Below are 17,197 nucleotides of genomic sequence, written 5' to 3'. Positions count from 1 at the left end.
GGCCATCATGGACGCATTACTGCAACTCAAAGGGATCGATAAGTCGTTCCCGGGCGTAAAAGCCCTCTCCGGTGCGGCGCTGAACGTCTACCCCGGGCGCGTGATGGCGCTGGTGGGCGAAAACGGCGCTGGCAAATCCACCATGATGAAAGTGCTGACCGGGATCTACCAACGTGATGCCGGTTCACTCGTCTGGCTGGGTAAAGAGACCACCTTCAATGGCCCGAAATCCTCTCAGGAAGCGGGTATCGGTATTATTCACCAGGAGCTGAACCTGATCCCGCAGCTTACCATTGCGGAGAATATCTTCCTGGGTCGCGAGTTCGTAAACCGGTTCGGTAAAATCGACTGGAAAACCATGTATGCCGAAGCGGATAAACTGCTGGCGAAGCTGAACCTGCGCTTTAAGAGCGACCGACTGGTGGGTGAACTTTCCATTGGCGATCAGCAGATGGTGGAAATCGCGAAAGTGCTGAGTTTTGAGTCGAAGGTCATCATTATGGATGAACCGACTGACGCCCTGACCGATACCGAAACCGAATCCCTGTTCCGCGTTATCCGCGAGCTGAAATCGCAGGGGCGCGGGATTGTCTATATCTCTCACCGCATGAAAGAGATCTTCGAAATCTGCGATGACGTCACCGTCTTCCGCGACGGACAGTTTATTGCCGAGCGCGAAGTCGCCACGCTGACCGAAGATTCGCTCATCGAAATGATGGTGGGACGTAAGCTCGAAGATCAATACCCGCATCTGGATAAAGCGCCGGGCGAGATCCGCCTGAAGGTGGACAACCTCTGCGGTCCAGGTGTGAACGATGTGACCTTTACCCTGCGTCAGGGGGAAATCCTCGGTGTGGCGGGCCTGATGGGCGCTGGGCGTACCGAGCTGATGAAAGTGCTCTACGGCGCACTGCCGCGCACCAGCGGTTATGTCACCCTCGACGGTCATGAAGTGGTCACCCGCTCTCCGCAAGATGGTCTGGCGAATGGCATTGTCTATATTTCTGAAGACCGTAAGCGCGATGGCTTAGTGCTGGGCATGTCGGTTAAAGAGAACATGTCGCTTACCGCACTGCGCTATTTCAGTCACAGCGGCGGTACGCTGAAACACAAAGACGAACAGCAGGCGGTCAGCGATTTTATCCGTCTGTTTAACGTCAAAACACCGTCGATGGAGCAGGCAATTGGCCTGTTGTCCGGTGGTAATCAGCAGAAGGTGGCGATTGCGCGTGGTCTGATGACGCGCCCGAAAGTGCTAATCCTCGATGAACCCACCCGCGGTGTGGATGTCGGCGCGAAGAAAGAGATCTATCAGCTGATTAACCAGTTCAAGGCCGACGGTCTGAGCATCATTCTGGTCTCTTCCGAGATGCCAGAAGTATTAGGCATGAGCGATCGTATTATCGTCATGCATGAAGGGCATCTCGGCGGTGAATTCACTCGCGAGCAGGCCACCCAGGAAGTTCTGATGGCTGCCGCTGTGGGCAAGCTTAATCGCGTGAATCAGGAGTAAGAAGATGACTACCCAGGCTGTTTCTGGTCGCCGTTATTTCACAAAGGCATGGCTGATGGAACAAAAATCGCTGATTGCCCTGCTGGTGCTGATCGCGATTGTGTCGACCATGAGTCCGAACTTTTTCACCGTTAATAACCTGTTCAATATCCTTCAGCAGACTTCTGTAAACGCCATTATGGCGGTCGGGATGACGCTGGTGATTTTGACCTCAGGGATCGATCTGTCCGTTGGTTCCCTGCTGGCGCTCACCGGTGCGATCGCCGCTTCTCTTGTCGGTGTTGAGGTTAACGCGCTGGTGGCCGTGGCTGCAGCGCTGGCTGCTGGGGCGGCAATCGGTGCCGTGACCGGCGTGATTGTGGCGAAAGGGCGTGTTCAGGCGTTCATCGCGACGCTGGTGATGATGCTGTTGCTGCGCGGTGTGACCATGGTTTACACCAACGGCAGCCCGGTGAACACCGGCTTTACCGATAACGCCGATCTGTTTGGCTGGTTCGGTATCGGCCGCCCGCTGGGTATTCCGACCCCGGTCTGGATCATGGCTATCGTCTTCCTGGCGGCGTGGTACATGCTGCATCACACCCGTCTGGGTCGTTATATCTATGCGCTGGGCGGTAACGAAGCGGCAACGCGTTTGTCCGGGATTAGCGTCAATAAAGTTAAAATTATCGTTTATTCCCTGTGCGGCTTGCTGGCTTCTCTGGCAGGCATCATCGAAGTGGCGCGCCTCTCCTCCGCGCAGCCAACGGCGGGCACGGGTTATGAGCTGGATGCCATTGCGGCAGTGGTTCTGGGCGGTACGAGTCTTGCGGGTGGTAAAGGTCGCATTGTTGGGACATTGATCGGCGCACTGATTCTCGGTTTCCTGAATAATGGTTTGAATTTGTTAGGTGTTTCCTCCTATTACCAGATGATCGTTAAGGCAGTGGTGATTTTGCTGGCGGTACTGGTAGACAACAAAAAACAGTAACTGACGACACTACAGGACATCTTAGATATGAACATGAAAAAACTGGCTACCCTGGTTTCTGCTGTCGCGCTGAGCGCAACCGTAAGTGCAAACGCCATGGCGAAAGACACCATCGCGCTGGTTATCTCCACGCTGAACAACCCGTTCTTCGTCTCTCTGAAGGATGGCGCGCAGAAAGAAGCGGACAAACTGGGCTACAACCTGGTGGTGCTGGATTCCCAGAACAACCCGGCGAAAGAGCTGGCTAACGTTCAGGACTTAACCGTTCGTGGTACCAAAATTCTGCTGATCAACCCAACTGATTCTGATGCCGTAGGTAATGCCGTTAAAATGGCAAACCAGGCGAAGATCCCGGTGATCACCCTGGACCGTCAGGCCTCTAAAGGTGACGTGGTCAGCCACATTGCGTCTGATAACGTGCTGGGCGGTAAAATCGCGGGTGATTACATCGCGAAGAAAGCCGGTGAAGGCGCGAAAGTTATCGAATTACAGGGTATCGCGGGTACCTCTGCTGCCCGTGAACGTGGCGAAGGCTTCCAGCAGGCCGTTGCTGCACACAAATTTAACGTCCTGGCCAGCCAGCCTGCCGATTTCGACCGTACTAAAGGTCTGAACGTGATGCAGAACCTGCTGACCGCACATCCTGACGTGCAGGCAGTATTCGCGCAGAACGACGAAATGGCACTGGGTGCGCTGCGTGCCCTGCAGACTGCAGGTAAATCTGATGTGATGGTTGTCGGATTTGACGGTACGCCGGATGGTGAAAAAGCAGTAAACGATGGCAAACTGGCTGCGACCATCGCTCAGTTGCCGGAGCAGATTGGCGCGACTGGCGTTGAAACTGCCGACAAAGTGCTGAAGGGCGAAAAAGTTCAGGCCAAATACCCTGTTGACCTGAAACTGGTCATCAAGCAGTAAAAGGCGAATCAGGCAGCCAGCGGCTGCCTGAGGGACACCAATAAAGAAAAGTGTGGCATACGCCACCGGGTAACACCGGTGGCGCTCTCAGATGGACAACCCAACCATGAAAACCGCAGGCAACCTCGTCGTCCTTGGCAGTATCAATGCCGATCACATTCTTAACCTTGAATCATTCCCTACACCGGGCGAAACGGTCACGGGTAACCAGTATCAGGTGGCATTTGGCGGTAAAGGTGCAAACCAGGCCGTCGCCGCCGGTCGCAGTGGGGCGAATATTGCGTTTATCGCCTGCACGGGTGATGACGATACCGGTGAGCGCGTACGCAAACAGCTGGCGAGCGATAATATCGATATCGCACCGGTCAGCGTGGTTGCAGGGGAATCTACCGGCGTGGCGCTGATTTTCGTCAACGCAGAAGGTGAGAATGTCATCGGTATTCATGCTGGTGCCAACGCTGCTCTGACAACGGAGCGCGTAGAAGCGCAACGTGAGATCATTGCGAATGCCGAAGCGTTGCTGATGCAACTGGAGTCACCGGTTGAAAGCGTGCTGGCCGCCGCCAAAATTGCGCATGAAAATCATACCACTGTCGTACTTAATCCCGCTCCTGCCCGTGTATTATCAGACGAGCTGCTGGCGCTGGTGGACATCATTACGCCAAACGAAACCGAAGCGGAAAAGCTGACGGGCATTCGTGTCGAAAATGATGACGATGCCGCGCGAGCTGCGCGTGCATTGCATGATAAAGGCATCGGTACCGTGATTATCACCCTTGGTAGCCGTGGGGTGTGGGCAAGCGTCAATGGCGAAGGCCGTCGAGTTCCGGGCTTTAAGGTGAAAGCGATTGACACCATCGCTGCGGGAGACACCTTCAATGGTGCGCTGGTGACCGCGCTACTGGAAGGCAAGCGAATGGATGATGCGATCCGTTTTGCACATGCTGCTGCCGCGATTGCCGTGACGCGCAAAGGGGCTCAGCCTTCCGTTCCGTGGCGTAAAGAGATCGATGAATTCTTAAGTCAGCAGGGGTAACGCTTGGCAACAATGAAAGATGTCGCCCGTATGGCGGGTGTTTCTACCTCGACGGTCTCTCACGTTATAAACAACGATCGCTTCGTCAGCGAGGCGATTCGGGAGAAAGTCGAAGCTGCGGTAAAAGAACTCAACTATGCGCCATCTGCGCTGGCGCGTAGTCTTAAGCTCAACCAGACGCGCACTATTGGTATGCTGATTACGGCCAGTACCAACCCTTTCTATTCTGAGCTTGTGCGAGGTGTAGAGCGTAGTTGCTTCGAGCGTGGCTACAGCCTGGTGCTGTGCAATACCGAAGGTGACGAGCAGAGAATGAACCGCAACCTGGAGACGCTGATGCAAAAACGCGTCGACGGGCTACTGCTGCTCTGTACCGAAACACACCAGCCCTCGAAAGAGATTATCCAGCGTTATCCCTCTATTCCCACGGTGATGATGGACTGGGCACCATTCGACGGTACCAGCGATCTGATTCAGGATAACTCCCTGCTGGGAGGCGACATGGCCACCCAGTATCTGATCGATAAAGGTTACACCCGCATTGCCTGTATTACCGGTCCGCTGGATAAAACCCCGGCGCGTTTGCGTCTGGAAGGGTATCTCTCTGCTATGGCCCGGGCGGGGCTTTCTGTGCCAGAAGGCTACCGTATTACCGGTGATTTTGAGTTTCACGGTGGCTTTGAAGCGATGCAGACCTTGCTGGCGCAGCCGCAGCGTCCGCAGGCCGTCTTTATCGGCAACGATGCCATGGCATTTGGCGCCTATCAGGCGTTATATCAGGCAGGCTTGCGCGTTCCGGATGATATGGCGGTAATTGGTTACGATGATATCGAACTGGCTAGCTACATGACCCCACCGCTGACCACGATTCATCAGCCGAAGGATGAACTGGGCGAGCTGGCCATCGATGTGTTGATCCACCGTATGGCGCAGCCCACGCTGCAACAGCAACGCCTGCAGCTTACTCCTGTTCTGATGGAACGCGGTTCGGTTTAGACTTTGCTTTATGGCGTTCTTTGATCAGGTTGCGTCCATCTTTCGGTTTTAACAGCATAAAGACCAGCGCCGAAACCACGGTGAGCGCACCCATGGTGATAAAGGTATAGTGGAACTGCTCAACGGTATTCGCGCTGTCAAAACCTTCATAAAACCGCAGTACCGCCGCACTCACGGCCACCCCAAGACTGATCGACAGCTGTTGCGTCACCGCCAGCACGCTGTTGCCGCTGCTGGCGTTCTCGTCCGTCAGATCTGCCAGCGTGATGGTATTCATCGACGTAAACTGCGTTGACATCGCCATGCCCAGCACAAATAACGGCAGGATCAACATCCATACGGGAAGGGCGGCGGATTGCAAAGAGAACTGCGCAATCATCAGACCGATAAAGACCGTTACGCCAACCAGCGTCTTACGATAGCCAAACCAGCGCAGCACCTGTGTAACCGTTGATTTTGCCAGAATCGAGCCCATTGCCGTGGGCGCCATCATGCAGCCAGCAATCAGTGCCGGGTAGCCGAAACCGACCTGCAGCATCAATGGCATCAGAAACGGTACGCAACCCGTCCCCAGACGTGACGCAATGTTGCCTGCAATCCCTACGGAAAACGTTCGGGTGTTAAAGAGCCCGAGTGAGATTAACGGTGTCGGGTGACGGCGCGCGTGACGTATATAAAGAAGGAACAGCAGAATACCGCTGAGGATGACGGAGAGCGCAATCCATGTTGCTACAATCTTCTCACCAAACAGTTCCATCCCGCTTGAGAAGAGCACCAGGCTCAGTCCAAACAGGAAAAAGCCTCCCATGTCGAAGCTGCGTCTTGGCGTGGTGAAGTTCGGCATATATTTGCTCGCATACAGCAGCCCGGCAACGCCAATAGGAATATTAATCAGGAAGATCCAGTGCCAGCTTGCCCAGGTGACAAACACACCACCAAGTACCGGGCCAAGTATCGGGCCAACCAGGCCTGGCATGGTGACGAAGTTGAGCACGGGAAGCAGTTCGCTTCGAGGATAGGCTCGCAGCAAGGCAAGGCGTGCCACGGGCATCATCATCGCTCCGCCAATACCTTGTAATACGCGGAAGATAACCAGCTCCGTTAAGGATGAGGAGAGCGCACAAGCCAGCGAGCCGAGCGTAAAGAGCGTTACGGCCAACATGAAAACTCTGCGGGTGCCGAAGCGGTCGGCCAGCCAGCCGCTGACCGGAATTAACATCGCGACCGTCAGGGTGTAGCTGATGATGGCGGACTGCATCGCCAGCGGGGAGCGGTTAAGGCTTTGCGCAATAGCGGGAAGCGCTGTGTTGAGGATGGTGGCATCCAGTGCCTGCATAAAAAACGCCATGGCTGCAATCCACGGCAATCCGGCCATGCTGCGCGCTTTTTTCTTTGTCATTTATTTACCTGCTGGTGGGTTGGCGCGGCCAGCAATGCCTGGCACGCACTCAGGGCTCGCTGCCCGTCGCTTTCCTGAATGGCATCCACTATCGCCTGATGCAAATCCAGTTTAACCACTTCGTCTTGTGTAATAGAGGTAAAGTAAGTGTGGTACACCGAATGAAATAAAGAAGCAAAAGAGGTGAGGAACGGATTGGCACTCATCATATAGATATGTTCATGCCAGGCCATATCGACCTCAACCCAGCGTTCCCGGTTGAAGTGCTTTTTCAGGAACACCATCTCTTCCATTAACGCGTTGAGCTGTGCTTTCTGTTCTGCTGTTCCAAGCGTTGCGGCAAGCAGGCACGCCTGTGGTTCAAGACTGCTGCGCATCACCAGAAAGTGATCGACAACCTGATGAAAGTTATCTTCCGTCATCCACCAGGAGAGCAGCTCCTGATCGAGAAAATTCCAGTTACTCTGTGGCATGACACGTGTGCCGATGCGGGGACGTGGAAGCACCATACCTTTTGCCGTTAGGGTTTTCACCGCTTCACGAACTGCTGTACGACTCACTCCAAACTGCTCACCCAGCTCCATTTCACCCGGCAGGATGCTGCCTGGGGCATATTTACCCGCTAAAATCCGCTGAGCCAGCTTCTCTGCCAGCACATACGACAGGTTTTTTTGGGCGGCCAGCTGTTGTGCGCTTAATGGCATCGCTTTTATTCCTTAAAGATTCATGCTGATAATTATGCCACCTCGAGTGTGATTGTGGTTGCAGATACATCAAATAGAACAATTTGTAGCTTGATTTCATCGCTGTTGGTGAAAAAAGACACGGATGAAAACTTTTTTTAAATTTCCTCTTGTCACGTCGGAATAACTCCCTATAATGCGCCTCCACTGACACGGAACAACGGCACACACGCCGCCGGGTCAGCAGAGAAAAGCAAAATAAACGCTTGACTCTGTAGCGGGAAAGCGTAATATGCACACCCCGCGCCGCAGCGAAAACGAAGCGGCACTGCTCTTTAACAATTTATCAGACAATCTGTGTGGGCACTCAAAGTGACATGGATTCTTAACGTCCTCGGACGAAAAATGAATACCAAGTCTCAACGAGTGAACACGTAATTCATTACGAAGTTTAATTCATTGAGCATCAAACTTTTAAATTGAAGAGTTTGATCATGGCTCAGATTGAACGCTGGCGGCAGGCCTAACACATGCAAGTCGAGCGGTAGCACAGAGAGCTTGCTCTCGGGTGACGAGCGGCGGACGGGTGAGTAATGTCTGGGAAACTGCCTGATGGAGGGGGATAACTACTGGAAACGGTAGCTAATACCGCATAACGTCGCAAGACCAAAAGAGGGGGACCTTCGGGCCTCTTGCCATCAGATGTGCCCAGATGGGATTAGCTAGTAGGTGGGGTAACGGCTCACCTAGGCGACGATCCCTAGCTGGTCTGAGAGGATGACCAGCCACACTGGAACTGAGACACGGTCCAGACTCCTACGGGAGGCAGCAGTGGGGAATATTGCACAATGGGCGCAAGCCTGATGCAGCCATGCCGCGTGTATGAAGAAGGCCTTCGGGTTGTAAAGTACTTTCAGCGGGGAGGAAGGTGCTGAGGTTAATAACCTCAGCAATTGACGTTACCCGCAGAAGAAGCACCGGCTAACTCCGTGCCAGCAGCCGCGGTAATACGGAGGGTGCAAGCGTTAATCGGAATTACTGGGCGTAAAGCGCACGCAGGCGGTCTGTCAAGTCGGATGTGAAATCCCCGGGCTCAACCCGGAACTGCATTCGAAACTGGCAGGCTAGAGTCTTGTAGAGGGGGTAGAATTCAGTGTAGCGGTGAAATGCGTAGAGATCTGGAGGAATACCGGTGGCGAAGGCGGCCCCCTGGACAAAGACTGACGCTCAGGTGCGAAAGCGTGGGGAGCAAACAGGATTAGATACCCTGGTAGTCCACGCCGTAAACGATGTCGACTTGGAGGTTGTGCCCTTGAGGCGTGGCTTCCGGAGCTAACGCGTTAAGTCGACCGCCTGGGGAGTACGGCCGCAAGGTTAAAACTCAAATGAATTGACGGGGGCCCGCACAAGCGGTGGAGCATGTGGTTTAATTCGATGCAACGCGAAGAACCTTACCTACTCTTGACATCCAGAGAACTTTCCAGAGATGGATTGGTGCCTTCGGGAACTCTGAGACAGGTGCTGCATGGCTGTCGTCAGCTCGTGTTGTGAAATGTTGGGTTAAGTCCCGCAACGAGCGCAACCCTTATCCTTTGTTGCCAGCGGTCCGGCCGGGAACTCAAAGGAGACTGCCAGTGATAAACTGGAGGAAGGTGGGGATGACGTCAAGTCATCATGGCCCTTACGAGTAGGGCTACACACGTGCTACAATGGCGCATACAAAGAGAAGCGACCTCGCGAGAGCAAGCGGACCTCATAAAGTGCGTCGTAGTCCGGATTGGAGTCTGCAACTCGACTCCATGAAGTCGGAATCGCTAGTAATCGTAGATCAGAATGCTACGGTGAATACGTTCCCGGGCCTTGTACACACCGCCCGTCACACCATGGGAGTGGGTTGCAAAAGAAGTAGGTAGCTTAACCTTCGGGAGGGCGCTTACCACTTTGTGATTCATGACTGGGGTGAAGTCGTAACAAGGTAACCGTAGGGGAACCTGCGGTTGGATCACCTCCTTACCTTAAAGAACCTGCCTTTGTAGTGCTCACACAGATTGTCTGATGAAAAGTAAATAGCAAGGCGTCTTGCGATTGAGACTTATACGTCCCCTTCGTCTAGAGGCCCAGGACACCGCCCTTTCACGGCGGTAACAGGGGTTCGAATCCCCCTAGGGGACGCCACTTGCTGGTTCGTGAGTGAAAGTCACCTGCCGTCATATCTCAAAACTGACTTGCGAGTCATGTTTGAGATATTTGCTCTTTAAAAATCTGGATCAAGCTGAAAATTGAAACGACACACATGTTATGTGTGTTCGAGTCTCTCAAATTTTCGCAAGTCGATGATGAATCGAAAGAAACATCTTCGGGTTGTGAGGTTAAGCGACTAAGCGTACACGGTGGATGCCCTGGCAGTCAGAGGCGATGAAGGACGTGCTAATCTGCGAAAAGCGCCGGCGAGGTGATATGAACCTTTGACCCGGCGATGTCCGAATGGGGAAACCCAGTGCAATTCGTTGCACTATCGTTAACTGAATACATAGGTTAACGAGGCGAACCGGGGGAACTGAAACATCTAAGTACCCCGAGGAAAAGAAATCAACCGAGATTCCCCCCAGTAGCGGCGAGCGAACGGGGAGCAGCCCAGAGTCTGAATCAGCTTGTGTGTTAGTGGAACGGTCTGGAAAGTCCGACGGTACAGGGTGATAGTCCCGTACACGAAAATGCACAGGCTGTGAACTCGAAGAGTAGGGCGGGACACGTGGTATCCTGTCTGAATATGGGGGACCATCCTCCAAGGCTAAATACTCCTGACTGACCGATAGTGAACCAGTACCGTGAGGGAAAGGCGAAAAGAACCCCGGCGAGGGGAGTGAAAAAGAACCTGAAACCGTGTACGTACAAGCAGTGGGAGCACCTTCGTGGTGTGACTGCGTACCTTTTGTATAATGGGTCAGCGACTTATATTCTGTAGCAAGGTTAACCGTATAGGGGAGCCGAAGGGAAACCGAGTCTTAACTGGGCGTTAAGTTGCAGGGTATAGACCCGAAACCCGGTGATCTAGCCATGGGCAGGTTGAAGGTTGGGTAACACTAACTGGAGGACCGAACCGACTAATGTTGAAAAATTAGCGGATGACTTGTGGCTGGGGGTGAAAGGCCAATCAAACCGGGAGATAGCTGGTTCTCCCGAAAGCTATTTAGGTAGCGCCTCGTGAACTCATCTTCGGGGGTAGAGCACTGTTTCGGCTAGGGGCCATCCCGGCTTACCAACCCGATGCAAACTACGAATACCGAAGAATGTTATCACGGGAGACACACGGCGGGTGCTAACGTCCGTCGTGAAGAGGGAAACAACCCAGACCGCCAGCTAAGGTCCCAAAGTCATGGTTAAGTGGGAAACGATGTGGGAAGGCACAGACAGCCGAGGATGTTGGCTTAGAAGCAGCCATCATTTAAAGAAAGCGTAATAGCTCACTGGTCGAGTCGGCCTGCGCGGAAGATGTAACGGGGCTAAACCATGCACCGAAGCTGCGGCAGCGACACTATGTGTTGTTGGGTAGGGGAGCGTTCTGTAAGCCGTTGAAGGTGTCCTGTGAGGGGTGCTGGAGGTATCAGAAGTGCGAATGCTGACATAAGTAACGATAATGCGGGTGAAAAGCCCGCACGCCGGAAGACCAAGGGTTCCTGTCCAACGTTAATCGGGGCAGGGTGAGTCGACCCCTAAGGCGAGGCCGAAAGGCGTAGTCGATGGGAAACAGGTTAATATTCCTGTACTTGGTGTTACTGCGAAGGGGGGACGGAGAAGGCTATGTTAGCCGGGCGACGGTTGTCCCGGTTTAAGCATGTAGGCGGAGGTTCCAGGTAAATCCGGTACCTTATTAACGCTGAGGTGTGATGACGAGGCACTACGGTGCTGAAGTAACAAATGCCCTGCTTCGGGAAAGCCTCTAAGCATCAGGTAACATCAAATCGTACCCCAAACCGACACAGGTGGTCAGGTAGAGAATACCAAGGCGCTTGAGAGAACTCGGGTGAAGGAACTAGGCAAAATGGTGCCGTAACTTCGGGAGAAGGCACGCTGATATGTAGGTGAAGCCCCTGCGGGTGGAGCTGAAATCAGTCGAAGATACCAGCTGGCTGCAACTGTTTATTAAAAAACACAGCACTGTGCAAACACGAAAGTGGACGTATACGGTGTGACGCCTGCCCGGTGCCGGAAGGTTAATTGATGGGGTTAGCGGCAACGCGAAGCTCTTGATCGAAGCCCCGGTAAACGGCGGCCGTAACTATAACGGTCCTAAGGTAGCGAAATTCCTTGTCGGGTAAGTTCCGACCTGCACGAATGGCGTAATGATGGCGGGCTGTCTCCACCCGAGACTCAGTGAAATTGAACTCGCTGTGAAGATGCAGTGTACCCGCGGCAAGACGGAAAGACCCCGTGAACCTTTACTATAGCTTGACACTGAACACTGGTCCTTGATGTGTAGGATAGGTGGGAGGCTTTGAAGCGTGGACGCCAGTCTGCGTGGAGCCGCCCTTGAAATACCACCCTTTAATGGCTGGTGTTCTAACGTAGACCCGTAATCCGGGTTGCGGACAGTGTCTGGTGGGTAGTTTGACTGGGGCGGTCTCCTCCCAAAGAGTAACGGAGGAGCACGAAGGTTAGCTAATCCGGTCGGACATCAGGAGGTTAGTGCAATGGCATAAGCTAGCTTGACTGCGAGAGTGACGGCTCGAGCAGGTGCGAAAGCAGGTCATAGTGATCCGGTGGTTCTGAATGGAAGGGCCATCGCTCAACGGATAAAAGGTACTCCGGGGATAACAGGCTGATACCGCCCAAGAGTTCATATCGACGGCGGTGTTTGGCACCTCGATGTCGGCTCATCACATCCGGGGCTGAAGTAGGTCCCAAGGGTATGGCTGTTCGCCATTTAAAGTGGTACGCGAGCTGGGTTTAGAACGTCGTGAGACAGTTCGGTCCCCCTATCTGCCGTGGGCGCTGGAGAATTGAGGGGGCTGCTCCTAGTACGAGAGGACCGGAGTGGACGCATCACTGGTGTTCGGGTTGTCATGCCAATGGCATTGCCCGGTAGCTAAATGCGGAAGAGATAAGTGCTGAAAGCATCTAAGCACGAAACTTGCCCCGAGATGAGTTCTCCTGACTCCTTGAGAGTCCTGAAGGAACGTTGAAGACTACGACGTTGATAGGTCGGGTGTGTAAGCGCAGCGATGCGTTGAGCTAACCGATACTAATGAACCGTGAGGCTTAACCTTACAACGCCGAAGCTGTTTCGGCGAAGAGACAGACAATCAAATTTCAGCCTGATACAGATTTAACAGAATTTGCCCTGGCGGCTTTAGCGCGGTGGTCCCACCTGACCCCATGCCGAACTCAGAAGTGAAACGCCGTAGCGCCGATGGTAGTGTGGGGTCTCCCCATGTGAGAGTAGGGAACTGCCGGCATCAATTAAGTGAAGAGGCCATCCGGAAGGATGGCCTTTTTGCGTTTATATGCAAAAAAACAGGCGAAGTACCGCCCGGCAAGTCGTCAGATCGCACTCCACTCCACAATAAACTCCGCAATCCCATCCACGTCATTTAAATCGAGCACCGGAACCTCAAGCGGCAACACAATATCACTGGCTACGGCAATCACATGCTCATCAAGCGTTAACTCGCTGACATCATGCCCGGCATCGCTTCGGAACAGCAGGATCTTAGGCACGGCCTCATGCTTAAAACCCTCAACCAGCACCAGATCCAGCGTGGAATGATCCATTCGACTGACGAGGTAAGCGAGATCCAGCGGTGCCTCATCTGGTGTTTCTGTCATCAGCGCCCAGCGCTGACTACTTGCTACCATCGTTTGCGCTGCACCCGCTTTACGCAACTCATAGCTGTCTTTGCCTGGTTTATCGACATCCGCATTATGGTGGGTATGCTTGATCAATCCTGGGCGTATACCTCTGACACAAAGGGCAGGTATGAGTTTTTTCAACAGCGTGGTTTTCCCGGTCCCACTCCAGGCGGAAATGGCCAGAACAGGTATCATCATTTCTCCTGCATCATCTGCAAATCTTCAGTTGTATTCACGTTCACAAACGCAGACTTCATATCACTGAAATCAATGGAATGGCCGCCAGACTGACGCATAAAGACCATCACCCTACGCTCTCCCGCCATCAGGTACTCCTGAAGAGCAGGTACTAATGATCTGTGCATCAACGCGATAGCAGGATGATCACGCTCACCGTTATGTACCCAGACCACGGGGGCTGCACCACGAAGTCGCACCAGACGCTCGACAAGACAGGACGGAATCAACGGGGTATCGCAAGGACAGAAAATAAACCACTCTCCGGGCGACTGCTGCATAACCGAAAGCATACCAGCCAGCGGTCCTGGGTAATTTGCCTGGTTATCCTGATAAACGGCGTAGCCGCTGCGCTGGTATGTCTCAATATGCCTGTTAGCACTGATGACCATTGTCGTCACCTGGCCTTTAAGCGCATCAGCGACACATTGCCACAAGGGTTTACCGTTCAAAAGCTGAAGCCCCTTATCTTTTCCCCCCATTCGCGTCGCTCTGCCACCCGCCAGAACGACCCCAGTGATTTCCTGGTTAAGATTCACGAATATCGCCTCTTTTATTGTGGGATTGACCCTGCTAACGTGTCACTCTAAATGAAAGGAGCACCACCATGAAATGTAAACGTCTTAATGAAGTCATTGAACTCCTCCAGCCAGCCTGGCAAAAAGAGCCAGAGCTGAATCTGATGCAATTTTTACAGAAACTGGCGAAAGAGTCAGGTTTTGACGGCGAACTGGCAGACCTTTCTGATGATATCCTGATCTACCATCTTAAAATGCGTGACTCAGCTAAAGATGCTGTTATTCCTGGTATTCAGAAAGATTATGAGGAAGATTTTAAAACCGCATTACTGCGCGCCAGAGGCGTAATTAAAGAGTAAAAGCTTGTAAGCGGCGGCACCGAAATCGCCACAAAATGATATCCTGAATCATTCGTATAATTTCCGGATGATCGGATGAACGACCAGGCTTTTACTTTCCAGACATTACACCCGGATACCATTATGGATGCCCTGTTTGAACAGGGTATCCGGGTGGATTCCGGGCTAACGCCGTTAAATAGCTACGAAAACCGCGTTTATCAATTTCAGGATGAGGAGCGTCAGCGCTTCGTCGTGAAGTTCTATCGCCCTAAACGTTGGTCAGCAGAACAAATTCAGGAAGAGCATCAATTTGCTCATGATCTGCTGGATGACGATGTACCTGTTGCCGCCCCGCTAAAATTCAATAACCAAACGCTTCTTATGCACGAAGGGTTCTACTACGCTGTCTTCCCAAGCCTGGGGGGTCGCCAGTTTGAAGCGGATAATATTGATCAAATGGAGTGGGTGGCCCGCTATCTGGGACGTATACATCAGACGGGACGTAAAAAATCTTTTATTGCTCGTCCGATTATCGGCATTCAGGAATACCTTCTTGAACCTCGCGAAGTATTCGAAACCTCTGCGCTGATCCCCACAGCGTTAAAGGATAGTTTCCTCAGCGCCACCGATAAACTTATTGGGGCAGTTAAAGCCAGCTGGCGCGATGATATTTCCGTCCTGCGTTTGCATGGTGATTGTCACGCAGGAAATATTCTCTGGCGTGATGGCCCGCTGTTTGTCGATCTCGATGATGCGCGTATGGGGCCTGCGGTTCAGGACCTGTGGATGCTGCTCAATGGCGACAAAGCCGAGCAACGCATGCAGCTTGAAACCATTATTGAAGCTTATGAAGAATTTAGCCCGTTTAATTCAGATGAAATTGTCTTGATTGAACCTTTACGCGCGATGCGTTTTGTTTATTATCTCGCATGGTTAATCAGGCGTTGGGATGATCCCGCGTTTCCTAGAAATTTCCCGTGGCTTACCGGAGAGGATTACTGGCGCAGCCAGATATCTACATTTACTGAGCAGGTTAAGGTTCTTCAGGAGCCCCCTCTGCAATTAACGCCGATGTATTAATTGGACACACCCAGGAGAGAGTTAATCATGAAAAAAATTTGGCTGGCGCTGGCAGGTATGATTCTGGCATTTAGCGCTTCTGCTGCGCAGTTTACCGACGGAAAACAGTACATCACGCTGGACAAGCCTGTTGCTGGCGAGCCACAGGTTCTGGAGTTCTTCTCGTTCTATTGCCCACACTGCTATCAGTTCGAGCAGGTCTTGCATGTTTCCGATAACGTGAAGAAAAAGCTGCCAGAAGGCACCAAAATGACTAAGTACCACGTTGAGTTCCTGGGTCCATTGGGTAAAGACCTGACTCAGGCGTGGGCAGTTGCTATCGCGCTGGGCGTGGAAGATAAGATCACTTCCCCAATGTTTGAAGGCGTACAGAAAACCCAGACCGTCCAGACCACTGCGGATATCCGTAAAGTATTCGTTGATGCGGGTGTGAAAGGTGAAGACTATGACGCGGCATGGAACAGCTTTGTCGTGAAATCTCTGGTGGCCCAGCAGGAAAAAGCTGCTGCCGACCTGCAGCTTCAGGGTGTTCCGGCGATGTTTGTTAATGGCAAGTATCAGCTGAACATGCAGGGCATGGACACCAGCAGCATGGATATCTTCGTACAGCAGTACGCAGATACTGTGAAATACCTGGTTGAGAAGAAGTAAGATTGTTGATGTAAAAACGCCGGTCACTGACCGGCGTTTTTGTATGAAGATTTAATGTTGTCTATCTGTTCGTCTTTCTCTTTCCAGAGAGTATTAAGCCATAACTGGAAACGACGTTTAAAATTCTTATCGTTAACGTAGTCACCGTGTAATTCGGCCTCGATCGGTACCAGATCAACACGCACAACAATGCGCGTCAGCTTGCCGCTGAGCATATCGAAGAACGGCGTTTTATCGTTTTCCGGGTAGCAGAGGGTGACGTTAAGTAATTTATCGAACTGAGCACCCAGCACGTTAAGCGCCATCGCAATACCTGCGGCTTTTGGCGGCAGCAGGTTCTGAAAAGGAGAACGTGTTTGTTGACGCTTCTCTTCAGTAAACCTGGAGCCTTCAACAAAGTTCACGATGGTTGTTGGGTGCGCGCGAAACTTTTCACAGGAACGGCGCGTGGTCTCCACGTCCTTACCGCGATGCTCCGGATGACGGATCAAATAGCTGCGCGAGTAGCGTTTCATAAACGGCATATCAAGCGCCCAGCAGGCCAGACCGATGAAAGGAACCCAGGCGAGCTGCTGTTTCAGGAAGTATTTGTTCATCGGGATGTGCTTACGGAAAAGCACACATAACACCACGATGTCAGCCCAACTGTGGTGATTGCAAATTAGCAGGTACCAGTTCTTTTTGTTGAGGCTCTCCAGCCCTTCAACATCCCACTTCAGTTGCGGGTTCAGGTACAACAGGATCGCCAGCCCTTCACACCAGCAATACATCATGAAATTACAAAATGTGGACACGGCTCGCCACACCACAGGCACAGGCAGCAACAGTTTAATCATTCCTGCGACAATGATTGGCACAGAACAGGCGATAGTCACCAGAATCGTTAAAATGATGCTTAACAGTAATGTTATTGCAGCGAGCAATCTCGACATGGTTAGCTTTTTCAAATAGTTAGCTGTAATTGAGCGACCGGCTATTCGGCGCTGGGCGCTGATTTTACCAGAA

At 52.6% G+C, this 17,197-nt stretch carries 13 protein-coding genes, 1 tRNA gene and 3 rRNA genes; 12 read left to right on the top strand and 5 right to left on the bottom strand.

Features of this window, described 5'->3' with window-relative positions; translation table 11 throughout:
* The first annotated feature begins 7 nt into the window (after positions 1-7).
* From rbsA to rbsR, 5 genes are all read left to right on the top strand, one after another.
* The gene (gene rbsA, locus ACJ9Y9_RS23800) at positions 8-1,513 is read left to right on the top strand and encodes a ribose ABC transporter ATP-binding protein RbsA (RefSeq protein WP_028017755.1); all 1,506 of its coding nucleotides are present in this window, start codon (positions 8-10) and stop codon (positions 1,511-1,513) included.
* 4 nt (positions 1,514-1,517) lie between these two features.
* Positions 1,518-2,483, top strand: a complete 966-nt coding sequence (gene rbsC / locus ACJ9Y9_RS23795; RefSeq protein WP_028017754.1) for a ribose ABC transporter permease — start codon at positions 1,518-1,520, stop codon at positions 2,481-2,483.
* 27 nt (positions 2,484-2,510) lie between these two features.
* A complete protein-coding gene (gene rbsB, locus ACJ9Y9_RS23790) occupies positions 2,511-3,401 on the top strand; it encodes a ribose ABC transporter substrate-binding protein RbsB (RefSeq protein ID WP_028017753.1) in 891 nt (296 codons plus the stop codon).
* Positions 3,402-3,507: 106 nt separating this feature from the next.
* The gene (gene rbsK / locus ACJ9Y9_RS23785; RefSeq protein WP_028017752.1) at positions 3,508-4,437 is read left to right on the top strand and encodes a ribokinase; all 930 of its coding nucleotides are present in this window, start codon (positions 3,508-3,510) and stop codon (positions 4,435-4,437) included.
* 3 nt (positions 4,438-4,440) lie between these two features.
* A complete protein-coding gene (gene rbsR / locus ACJ9Y9_RS23780; RefSeq protein ID WP_028017751.1) occupies positions 4,441-5,433 on the top strand; it encodes a ribose operon transcriptional repressor RbsR in 993 nt (330 codons plus the stop codon).
* Here rbsR and mdtD read toward each other — a convergent pair.
* Positions 5,399-6,832: a multidrug transporter subunit MdtD gene (gene mdtD / locus ACJ9Y9_RS23775; RefSeq protein ID WP_028017750.1), complete on the bottom strand. Its 1,434-nt coding sequence runs from the start codon at positions 6,830-6,832 to the stop codon at positions 5,399-5,401. The two genes, rbsR and mdtD, sit on opposite strands and share 35 nt — an antisense overlap.
* A complete protein-coding gene (locus ACJ9Y9_RS23770; protein ID WP_028017749.1) occupies positions 6,829-7,536 on the bottom strand; it encodes a FadR/GntR family transcriptional regulator in 708 nt (235 codons plus the stop codon). The genes mdtD and ACJ9Y9_RS23770 overlap by 4 nt, the downstream gene beginning before the upstream one ends.
* Positions 7,537-7,991: 455 nt before the next feature.
* On the opposite strand from ACJ9Y9_RS23770, the gene ACJ9Y9_RS23765 reads away from it, so the two are divergent.
* The 4 genes from ACJ9Y9_RS23765 (at position 7,992) to rrf (ending at position 12,971) form a co-directional block, all read left to right on the top strand.
* Positions 7,992-9,528, top strand: a 16S ribosomal RNA gene (locus tag ACJ9Y9_RS23765).
* 85 nt (positions 9,529-9,613) lie between these two features.
* Positions 9,614-9,690, top strand: a tRNA-Glu gene (locus ACJ9Y9_RS23760).
* 192 nt (positions 9,691-9,882) lie between these two features.
* Positions 9,883-12,782 (top strand): 23S ribosomal RNA (locus ACJ9Y9_RS23755).
* A gap of 73 nt (positions 12,783-12,855) precedes the next feature.
* Positions 12,856-12,971, top strand: a 5S ribosomal RNA gene (gene rrf, locus ACJ9Y9_RS23750).
* The 16S, 23S and 5S rRNA genes sit together here with 1 tRNA gene alongside, the layout of an rRNA operon.
* Before the next feature lie 85 nt (positions 12,972-13,056).
* On the opposite strand, the gene mobB is transcribed toward rrf, so the two are convergent.
* Together mobB and mobA are read right to left on the bottom strand one after the other, a co-directional pair.
* The gene (mobB, locus tag ACJ9Y9_RS23745) at positions 13,057-13,560 is read right to left on the bottom strand and encodes a molybdopterin-guanine dinucleotide biosynthesis protein MobB (RefSeq protein ID WP_028018161.1); all 504 of its coding nucleotides are present in this window, start codon (positions 13,558-13,560) and stop codon (positions 13,057-13,059) included.
* Positions 13,560-14,141 (bottom strand): molybdenum cofactor guanylyltransferase MobA, encoded by a 582-nt coding sequence (gene mobA, locus ACJ9Y9_RS23740; protein ID WP_028018160.1) that lies wholly within the window; start codon positions 14,139-14,141, stop codon positions 13,560-13,562. Before mobA ends, mobB begins: the two co-directional genes overlap by 1 nt.
* A gap of 68 nt (positions 14,142-14,209) precedes the next feature.
* On the opposite strand from mobA, the gene ACJ9Y9_RS23735 reads away from it, so the two are divergent.
* The 3 genes from ACJ9Y9_RS23735 (at position 14,210) to dsbA (ending at position 16,192) form a co-directional block, all read left to right on the top strand.
* Positions 14,210-14,479 (top strand): YihD family protein, encoded by a 270-nt coding sequence (locus ACJ9Y9_RS23735; protein WP_003861904.1) that lies wholly within the window; start codon positions 14,210-14,212, stop codon positions 14,477-14,479.
* Positions 14,480-14,554: 75 nt separating this feature from the next.
* Positions 14,555-15,541: a serine/threonine protein kinase gene (locus ACJ9Y9_RS23730; RefSeq protein ID WP_028018159.1), complete on the top strand. Its 987-nt coding sequence runs from the start codon at positions 14,555-14,557 to the stop codon at positions 15,539-15,541.
* 27 nt (positions 15,542-15,568) lie between these two features.
* Entirely contained in the window at positions 15,569-16,192 is a 624-nt protein-coding gene (dsbA, locus tag ACJ9Y9_RS23725) for a thiol:disulfide interchange protein DsbA (protein WP_028018158.1), read from the top strand.
* Between the two features lie 23 nt (positions 16,193-16,215).
* Here dsbA and ACJ9Y9_RS23720 read toward each other — a convergent pair whose 3' ends face one another.
* Positions 16,216-17,124, bottom strand: coding sequence for an acyltransferase (locus ACJ9Y9_RS23720; RefSeq protein WP_028018157.1), 909 nt, complete (start codon positions 17,122-17,124; stop codon positions 16,216-16,218).
* Positions 17,125-17,197 lie beyond the last annotated feature (73 nt).

The sequence above is a fragment of the Enterobacter sp. CPE_E1241 genome (assembly GCF_045618265.1).
Classification (GTDB): Bacteria; Pseudomonadota; Gammaproteobacteria; order Enterobacterales; family Enterobacteriaceae; genus Enterobacter; species Enterobacter adelaidei.
The sequence above is the reverse complement of the archived record's forward strand: the minus strand, read 5'-3'. Positions and strand labels throughout refer to the sequence as shown.